This window comes from Pseudomonas syringae, assembly GCF_002157375.1.
GTDB classification, from domain to species: domain Bacteria; phylum Pseudomonadota; class Gammaproteobacteria; order Pseudomonadales; family Pseudomonadaceae; genus Aquipseudomonas; species Aquipseudomonas syringae_T.
Genome location: NZ_MTSA01000040.1, coordinates 1 through 9,427 on the forward strand (window position 1 = coordinate 1; position 9,427 = coordinate 9,427).

A 9,427-nucleotide genomic window follows, 5' to 3' on the forward strand; every position below is an offset into this window, starting at 1 on the left:
CGGTAACGGCGGAAGTGAAGACCAATAAGCGGCGAGTGATCGAGTATTTCCTGAGCCCGTTGCAGCAGCATGCTCAGGAGAGTTTGAGGGAGCGGTAAGTATAGCTTGATGGGGGGATGCGCCCCTCGATTTTTAAAATCTTGTTCTGCGAGAAGTGAGTGTTTTATATGATTCTTATTTTGATTGTGGGGATGCTTGCGTTTAGTTCTGGTTATTTGGTTTCCCTTGAGGATAGGTTGCAGCGAGATAAGCGGTTTTATCCTTTTGATGTGTTTAATAATTTTAAAGCATCACCAAAGGCCCGTAAGAAATGGGCTTATGTAGGTATGTTCATTTTTGTTTTGGCAGGTGTTTCTTATCTGCTAGAGCCAGAGGTGGTTTACTCTTCTGGAGATCAGGTCAAGGGGGTGGGGGGGCTCATACTTCTCTGGTCATTTATGTTTTACGGCTATTGCCGTGAGCTTGAATTTAAGAAGCGGGGGGCGTCTCCTCCCACACTTCAGTGCCTGGACTATGTTGAAGAGGGGGAGTGGTACTCTCTGGCGTTTAAAGGGTTTCTGGCGACGTGTAAGATTTTGGCTGTTTTTGCTTTTATGTATCTAATTAAGCGAATCTAATAGGGAGATTTCTATGGCTGCGGTAAACCCGATGGTGGAAAAATTAGCTTCAGGTGTCATGGACTCTTACACGATTGCAGATAACGCAGTGAAACTAGAGAAGTCGACTACGACGTTTGACCGAATAGTCAATACGAACGGTTTGTTGGCTGCACTTCTTGCAAAGTCTCCTGGCATGCAGTTGCAGAACCTGACATGGCAAGGCGCAGCGGCCATCAAGTCTGGGAGTGAGGGGAAGCTTTCCGCCAACGAGATTCTGGGGGTGACAGGTGCATTGATAGGAACAATCGCAGCCGTAGCACTTGTAGCAGGGGCCTCTCCTGCGGCGGCGCTGGTTGCGGGTGCTATTGGCATAGGGTTGGGGTTGGAGCAGACGGCAGAGTATGCGACGTCTTTGGGTAAGTGGCTGGCTGACCCCGAAACGTATAGAGAACTTGAAGAGTCATGGGATGGGATAAAGGAGGATTTCAAAAAACTTGCAGATAGTTTTATTGAGTTCGCTGATAAGACGTCCGACATGATTGAAACTGCACTTTCTGATGCTTATAAGTGGGCCTCTGATGCGGGGGCGTCACTGTTTGACACTATGATGGAAGGTTTGGGTGAGATCGCATTCGACGTTTACTCCTATTTCAATTCTGCACTGCAATTCGTTGACCCTCTGGTGCTGGATCTGGACGGTGATGGTATTGAAACCGTCTCCAGTAACGTCGGGATTGTATTCGATCACGATGGCGACAAGAATAAAACAGGCACCGGCTGGGTGAGTGGTGATGATGGCCTGCTCGTCATGGACTTGAATGGCGATAATGTCATCAACAGTGGCGCAGAGCTTTTTGGTGTCGACCGTGTCATATCTAATGGCACAAAAGCCAGTAATGGTTTTGAGGCCTTGGCCGATCTGGACAGTAATGAAGATGGTTTTTTTGATGCGGGTGATGAAAGTTTCAATGCTGTAAAAGTCTGGCAGGACTTCAATCAGGATGGTGTTTCCCAGTCGTCGGAGTTGAAAACATTAGAACAGCTCGGAATTATCAGTATTGGCGTTAGAAGTGTTGATGCAGGGCATAACAATAACGGTAATATTATTACGGCTACCGGTACGTATACACGCATTGATCCCGCGACGGGTGAAGAGTCGACAAGCTCCGTGGGTAGTATAAACTTTGTCAAGAATACATTTTATCGCGACTATGCAGATACAATAGTACTTAGTCCACAAGTGAACGCATTGCCTGATATGAAAGGAGCGGGAGCTGTCCGTGATCTGCGACAGGCCGCCATGCTCAGTGGCGATTTGCAAGACGCAGTTTCTCGTTACAGTTCGGCGACTACGCGCCAAGAGCAATTGGCGTTAGCCGGAGGCTTACTGACGGCTTGGGCGGGGACGAGTAGTCTCAAAAGCTTTGATGACAGGGTAGAGGATCTCTCCACTGGGTTTTATAAGGTCCAATTCATCTATTCGTGGGAAAAACCGGACACATCTTTTATTGCCAGTGATAATGGTGGAGCTTCTGCTCCCACCAAGCCTCCGTCACGAGAGCCAACAGCCAGTCAACTTGAAATAAAAAATCTGCTTGAGAAGATCAGTGTACTTGAGGCTTTTACCGGCGTTGAGTATTTTCAGTTCGAGAAAACAGAGACGGGACAGGAGGAGAAAAAAGAAGTCTCTATTTCTGCCAAGACAGGCACTCGTACTACCTCTACAGTTCGATCTGTATCTTATCCAATCGGTACCCTTTATATCACGGAAGAAAGCTTTTCGTTTCAGGCGCAGCAGATTTCTCAGATTAACAAGGCATACGATGCTTTGGTGTCTTCTGTCTATTCCGGTCTTTTATTGCAGACTCGCTTGAGTGACTATGTCTCTGCATTGAAGTTGACCATTAGTGGTGATGAAGTTCTGCTTGATACATCGTTCCTCACTCAAAAACTATCGGATGTCCACAGCGTCAACCCCGTTGATGCGATTGTTGATGCCTCTGAGCTGTCCTCGTCTCTCGGACGTGCCGATTGGAGTGGTCAGATTTCTGTCTGGCTCGCAGAGCTGACAGGTAGCCAGGCTGTGCAGCTTGCTGAAGTTTATGGTGGCAAGAACAAAGTTATTTTGGGACTTGCCTCCGATGACTATCTGGCGGGATCTGCCATTGAAGACTATCTCTATGGCGGCGCGGGAAATGATCAACTGAGTGGTGCTGAAGGCAATGATGTTCTCGTCGGAGGTGAGGGGGGGGACTATCTCATTGGGGGCGGTGGGATCGATATCCTTGAAGGTGGTGCGGGGGCTGATGCGCTTTATGGCGAGGAAGGTAACGATCTGCTCACCGGCGGCTCAGGCAATGATTCTCTTAGTGGCGGGGCAGGTTCCGATAGTTATTTCTTCAGTCGTGGCTGGGGTCAGGACTCTATCTACAACTACGATACCAGTACTGGCAAGACGGATTTTATTGAGTTTGCAGCGGGTATTCAACCCGAAGAGATACTGGTTACTCGGTCGGGCAATGACTTGATCCTGTCGCTGAAAAATACGGCGGATAGAATTATAGTTTCCAGTTATTTCTATCAGGATGGGCTCAGTAGTTATCAGCTCGAAGCCATTAATTTCGCTGATGGCACTGTATGGCGTCTTGAGCAAATTAAAGTCATGGCAGTTGTTACCACGGACGGTAATGACAATGTCTGGGGCTACGCGACCGATGACACCTTGAATGGCGGTCTGGGTGACGACAACATTTATGGTCAGGCAGGCAACGACATCCTTGTGGGCGGAGCCGGAGCTGATAGCCTTTCGGGTGAAAGCGGTGACGACACTCTGCTCGGCGATGCCGGAAATGACTACCTATACGGCGGCTCCGGCATCGACCAATTGTCTGGCGGTGAGGGCTCGGACTACCTGACTGGCGGCGAGGGCAATGACACGCTGACCGGCGACTCAGGCAACGACACCCTATATGGCGATTCGGGCAACGACCAACTGGATGGTGGTATCGGCAACGATTACCTCACGGGTGGCGATGGCTCCGATGTCTATCGTTTCAGTCGTGGCTGGGGTCAGGATTCGATCAATAACTACGATTCGAGTGCTGGAAAGACAGATGCTATTGAGTTCTCGGCGGATATTCTCCCGGCCGATATCATTGTTACCCGGTCAGGCGCTGACTTGGTCCTGTCACTTAAAAACGCTACTGACAGAATCACGATTTCTGGCTATTTCCAGAATGATGGCGTTACCCCTTATGCGTTGGAGCAGATCCGCTTTGCTGACGGTACCACCTGGACTCTCGATCAGATCAAAATCGCGGCCGTCATCACTACAGATGGCAATGACAATGTCTGGGGTTACGCGACTGATGACACACTGAGCGGTGGTCAGGGCGATGACAGCCTGTATGGTCAGGCAGGCAACGACATCCTTGTGGGCGGAGCCGGAGCTGATAGCCTTTCGGGTGAAAGCGGTGACGACACTCTGCTCGGCGATGCCGGAAATGACTACCTATACGGCGGCTCCGGCATCGACCAATTGTCTGGCGGTGAGGGCTCGGACTACCTGACTGGCGGCGAGGGCAATGACACGCTGACCGGCGACTCAGGCAACGACACCCTATATGGCGATTCGGGCAACGACCAACTGGATGGTGGTATCGGCAACGATTACCTCACGGGTGGCGATGGCTCCGATGTCTATCGTTTCAGTCGTGGCTGGGGACAGGATTCGATCAATAACTACGATTCGAGTGCTGGAAAGACAGATGCCATTGAGTTCGCGACGGATATTCTCCCGGCCGATATCATTGTCACCCGTTCAGGCTCTGACCTGGTTCTGTCACTTAAAAACGCTACTGACAGAGTCACGATTTCTGGCTATTTCCAGAATGATGGTGTTACCCCTTATGCGTTGGAGAAGATTCGCTTTACCGATGGCACTGAATGGAATCTTGATCAGATCAAAGCCCTGTCCACTGTCACCACCGACGGTAATGACAGCCTCTGGGGTTACGCCACCGATGACGCCCTGAACGGCGGTTTAGGCGATGACAGTCTTTATGGTCAGGCAGGTAATGACACCCTTCAAGGCGGAGCAGGTGCTGACAGTCTTTCGGGCGAAGCCGGAAATGATGCGCTGTTCGGTGAGGAGGGGAACGACTACCTTTACGGCGGTTCCGGTATCGACCAATTGTCTGGCGGTGAGGGCTCGGACTACCTGACTGGCGGCGAGGGCAATGACACGCTGACCGGCGACTCAGGCAACGACACCCTATATGGCGATTCGGGCAACGACCAACTGGATGGCGGTAGTGGCAACGACTATCTCACTGGTGGGGATGGCTCCGACGTCTATCGTTTCAACCGTGGCTGGGGTCAGGACTCGATCAATAACTACGATTCGAGTGCAGGAAAGACAGATGTTATCGAGTTCGCGGTGGACATTCTTCCGACCGATATCATGGTTACCCGTTCATACAATGATCTGGTCTTGTCCCTTAAAAACTCCACGGACAAGGTAACGATTTCCGGCTACTTCCAGAATGACGGCGACACGCCCTATACCGTAGAGCAGATTCGATTTGCTGATGGCACTCAGTGGAACGTTGAACAAATCAAGAGCATGGCGGCCTTTACCTTCACTGACGGTAATGATGCCCTTACCGGCTATGCATCCGACGACCGTATTGCTGGCGGTAAGGGGGATGATGTCCTCAATGGTCTTGCCGGCAACGATGTTGTAAGTGGTGACGAAGGCAACGACAACTTGTACGGTGGCACTGGCCAGGACGCTTTGAGTGGTGGTTCCGGTTCAGACTACCTGTATGGCGAGGAAGGGGATGATTTGCTGTCTGGCAACGCCGGTAGCGATATTCTCTATGGCGCTGATGGTAACGACATCCTTGATGGTGGCACCGGCAACGATACGCTTGATGGCGGTCGCGGCTCTGACACTTACCGGTTTGCAAAAGGGTACGGTCAGGACAGCATCAATAATAGCTCTTACAGCGAAACAGCTGCCGATAAGGTTGATGTCATTCAGCTGGATGGCTTGAATCCGGCCGACCTGCGCTTTTCTCGTTCGGGTGACGATCTTGTCATTCAGATCAAGGCTACAGGTGACACCCTGACGGTGCGCTCGCATTTCAGTCAGGATGGCGTCACCGCCTACGCGATTGATCAACTGAAATTCGCTGACGGTTCCGTATGGGACGGCGCACAGATAAAAGCTGCCGTTGTTCAGTCATCGGAAGAGGCCGACACTCTCACTGGTTATGCCACAGCAGATAGCCTTTTTGGTCAGGATGGAAACGATTCGCTGAGTGGTCGAGCCGGTGATGACGTGCTTGACGGTGGCAATGGTTCGGACACCTTATACGGTGAGGATGGCAATGACACTTTGCTGGGGCGCGCAGGTAATGACTCGCTCAATGGCGGTTATGGCTATGACGTACTGGATGGTGGTTCAGGCAACGACAGTCTTGACGGTGGGTACGGTTCCGATACCTACGTTTTCCGTAAGGGCTCTGGCCAGGACACCATCAGCAACGGTGTGTACAACGAAGGCTCGGTCGGCAAACAGGACGTAATTCGTCTTGAAGGGCTTAACCTGAGCGACATAAGCCTGCGTCGGGAGTCCAATGATCTGATTATCCAGATCAAGGAAACCGGCGATGCCCTGCGTGTTTCCTCGCATTTCTCTCCTTCCAGCAGTTACTACAACTACGCCATCGATCAACTGCAGTTTGCTGACGGTACTGTCTGGGGTGTAGATCAGATCAAGGCTTCGTTACTGACGGGGGGCGAGTTCAATGACACGCTCACCGGTTACGACACTGACGATACCCTTCAAGGCGTGGCAGGCAATGACACGCTGTATGGGGGGCTTGGCAATGACACCCTTCTGGGAGGAGCGGGACGCGATACGTTATATGGTGAAGACGGTGACGACACATTACTCGGCGGTACTGACAACGACAGCCTGACTGGCGGCAACGGTAACGATGTACTGGATGGCGGTGCTGGTAATGACACGCTTGAAGGCGGCAAGGGATCGGACACCTACATCTTCGCTAAAGGGTCTGGCTCCGATTCAATCGATAATTTGACTTACAACGATACGACCCTGAACAAGCTCGATGTCGTTCGTCTGGATGGTTTGAACAGCGGAGACGTCAGTCTGCGCCGCGAATCCGATGACCTTATTGTGCAGATTCTTCAGACTGGCGAAGCCCTGCGCATTCGTTCGCATTTCAGTGCCGAATCCAGCAACTGGAGTTATGCCATCGATCAACTGCAGTTTGCCGACGGCACCGTTTGGGATCGAGCGCAGATCACTTCGGCCCTTCTTGATGGTACTGGAGGCAATGACACCCTCACGGGTTACGACACTGCCGACACACTATCCGGGCAGGCGGGAAATGACACTCTCAATGGCCGCAATGGCAACGATCTGCTTGAGGGCGGTGATGGAAAAGACACTCTCTATGGCGAGGGCGGAGATGACACCCTTTCAGGTGGCGCAGGCGCTGACACACTCTCCGGCGGAGAGGGTAGCGACGTTCTTGATGGCGGTACGGGCAGTGATTCACTTGAAGGTGGTAAAGGCTCGGACACTTATATCTTCCGCAAGGGTTCCGGACAGGACACTGTCTACAACTATGCCTACAACGACAGCACGCCGAACAAACAGGATGTGGTGCGTCTGGAAGGATTGACCACTGAAGATGTCAGTATTCGACGCGAGTCCGATGATCTTGTGATTCAGATTCGTCAGACGGGCGAAACCTTGCGCGTCAGCTCACATTTCACCACCGATCAAACCTACGGTTACGCGATTGATCAGTTGCAGTTCGCTGACGGTACGATCTGGGACCAGACCCAAATCACTTCGGCGCTGTTGATCGGCACGGAAGGCAACGACAGTATCATCGGATATGCCACGGCCGATGCGCTGGTGGGGCTTGAGGGGGACGATGTTCTCAGCGGCCGTACTGGCGATGACCTGCTCAACGGTGGTGAAGGCAGGGACACGCTCTACGGCGAAGACGGTAATGACACGCTTCTCGGGGGGCTCGGCAACGATACCCTGTCGGGTGGCGCTGGCAACGATACGCTTGATGGCGGTGCCGGTAATGATTCCCTGGACGGTGGCAAGGGCTCGGACACCTATGTCTTCCGCAAAGGCTCCGGGCAGGACACCATCAGCAACTATGCCTATAACGACAGCACGCCTGACAAGCTGGATGTGGTTCGTCTTGAGGGCTTGAATACCCGTGATGTCAGTATTCGTCGCGAGTCCGACGACCTGCTGATCCAGATTCGCCAGACCGGCGAAACCTTACGCGTCAGCTCGCACTTCTACAGCGATCAAAGCTATGGCTATGCGATCAACCAGTTGCAGTTTGCCGATGGCTCTCTCTGGGACGAGGCGCAGATAACCGCGGCCTTGCTGATCGGTACTGAAGGCGATGACAGCGTTACTGGCTATGCCAGCGACGATAACCTCACAGGCCTGGCGGGCAATGACTCCCTGAGTGGACGCGCGGGCGATGATGTGCTCGATGGGGGGGATGGCAAGGACACGCTCTACGGTGAAGACGGTAACGACACGCTCTTGGGCGGCGCTGGAAACGATTCGCTTAGCGGTGGTGCCGGCAACGATCTGCTTGACGGTGGTGCCGGTAACGACTCGCTTGATGGCGGAAAAGGCTCTGATACTTATGTTTTCGGCAAGGGCTATGGCCGGGACACCATCAACAACTACTCCTACAACGACACCACGCTCGACAAGCTTGACGCCGTTCGTCTAGAGGGGCTTACCAAGGATGATGTGAGCATTCGTCGTGAGTCCGATGATCTGGTGATTCAGATTCGTCAGACGGGCGAAACCCTGCGGGTCAGCTCTCACTTCTATAGCGATCCAAGCTACGGCTATGCGATCAACCAGTTGCAGTTTGCCGACGGGGTTGTCTGGGACCAGGCACAGATCACCGCGGCCTTGCTGATAGGCACTGAGATAGACGACAACATCACCGGCTACGTCAGCGATGATCGTTTGTCTGGCGCACAGGGCAACGACACCCTGAACGGCCGTGCCGGTGATGACATCCTCGATGGCGGCGATGGCCGTGACACCCTCAACGGTGAAGATGGCAACGACACACTGCTGGGCGGCGCAGGCAATGACACGCTGACCGGCGGCTACGGCAACGACACCCTGGACGGCGGCAGCGGCAATGACTCGCTGGACGGTGGCTACGGTTCTGACACCTATGTGTTCCGCAAGGGCTCGGGTCAGGACACTATCAGCAACTATGCCTACAACGACACCACGGCCAATAAACTGGACGTGATTCGCCTGGAAGGTCTTAACGCTGCCGATGTGGTGCTGCGTCGTGAGTATGATGACCTGATTATTCAGATCAAGGACAGCGGCGAAACCCTTCGGGTCAGCTCGCACTTCAACACCAGCGTTCTCTACGGCTATAACATTGATCAGATACAGTTTGCCGATGGCTCGGCACTGACCAATGAGCAGATCCGTACGGCTCTGCTCACCGGTACCGAAGTCGATGAAACCGTTACCGGTTATGAGTCGGCGGACAGCCTGTTCGGCCTGTCGGGTAATGACACCCTGAACGGCCGTGCCGGTGATGACATCCTCGATGGCGGCGATGGCCGTGACACCCTCAACGGTGAAGATGGCAACGACACACTGCTGGGCGGCGCAGGCAATGACACGCTGACCGGCGGCTACGGCAACGACACCCTGGACGGCGGCAGCGGCAATGACTCGCTGGACGGTGGCTACGGTTCCGACACCT

At 53.1% G+C, this 9,427-nt stretch carries 2 protein-coding genes and 1 pseudogene; all 3 read left to right on the plus strand.

Going from position 1 to position 9,427, the window contains the following annotated elements:
* Positions 1 to 98: pseudogene (locus BW686_RS27725) on the plus strand (DUF5625 family protein); the annotation flags it as partial.
* Positions 99 to 167: 69 nt separating this feature from the next.
* Positions 168 to 617 (plus strand): hypothetical protein, encoded by a 450-nt coding sequence (locus tag BW686_RS25870; protein WP_084921035.1) that lies wholly within the window; start codon positions 168 to 170, stop codon positions 615 to 617.
* 13 nt (positions 618 to 630) lie between these two features.
* On the plus strand, positions 631 to 9,427 hold an 8,797-nt coding region (locus BW686_RS25875; RefSeq protein ID WP_306298905.1), incomplete at its 3' end, for a calcium-binding protein.

Excerpts from the sequence above, each read along its gene's own strand:
- BW686_RS25870 (WP_084921035.1), top strand. The coding sequence starts at position 168 with ATGATTCTTATTTTGATTGTGGGGATGCTTGCGTTTAGTTCTGGTTAT.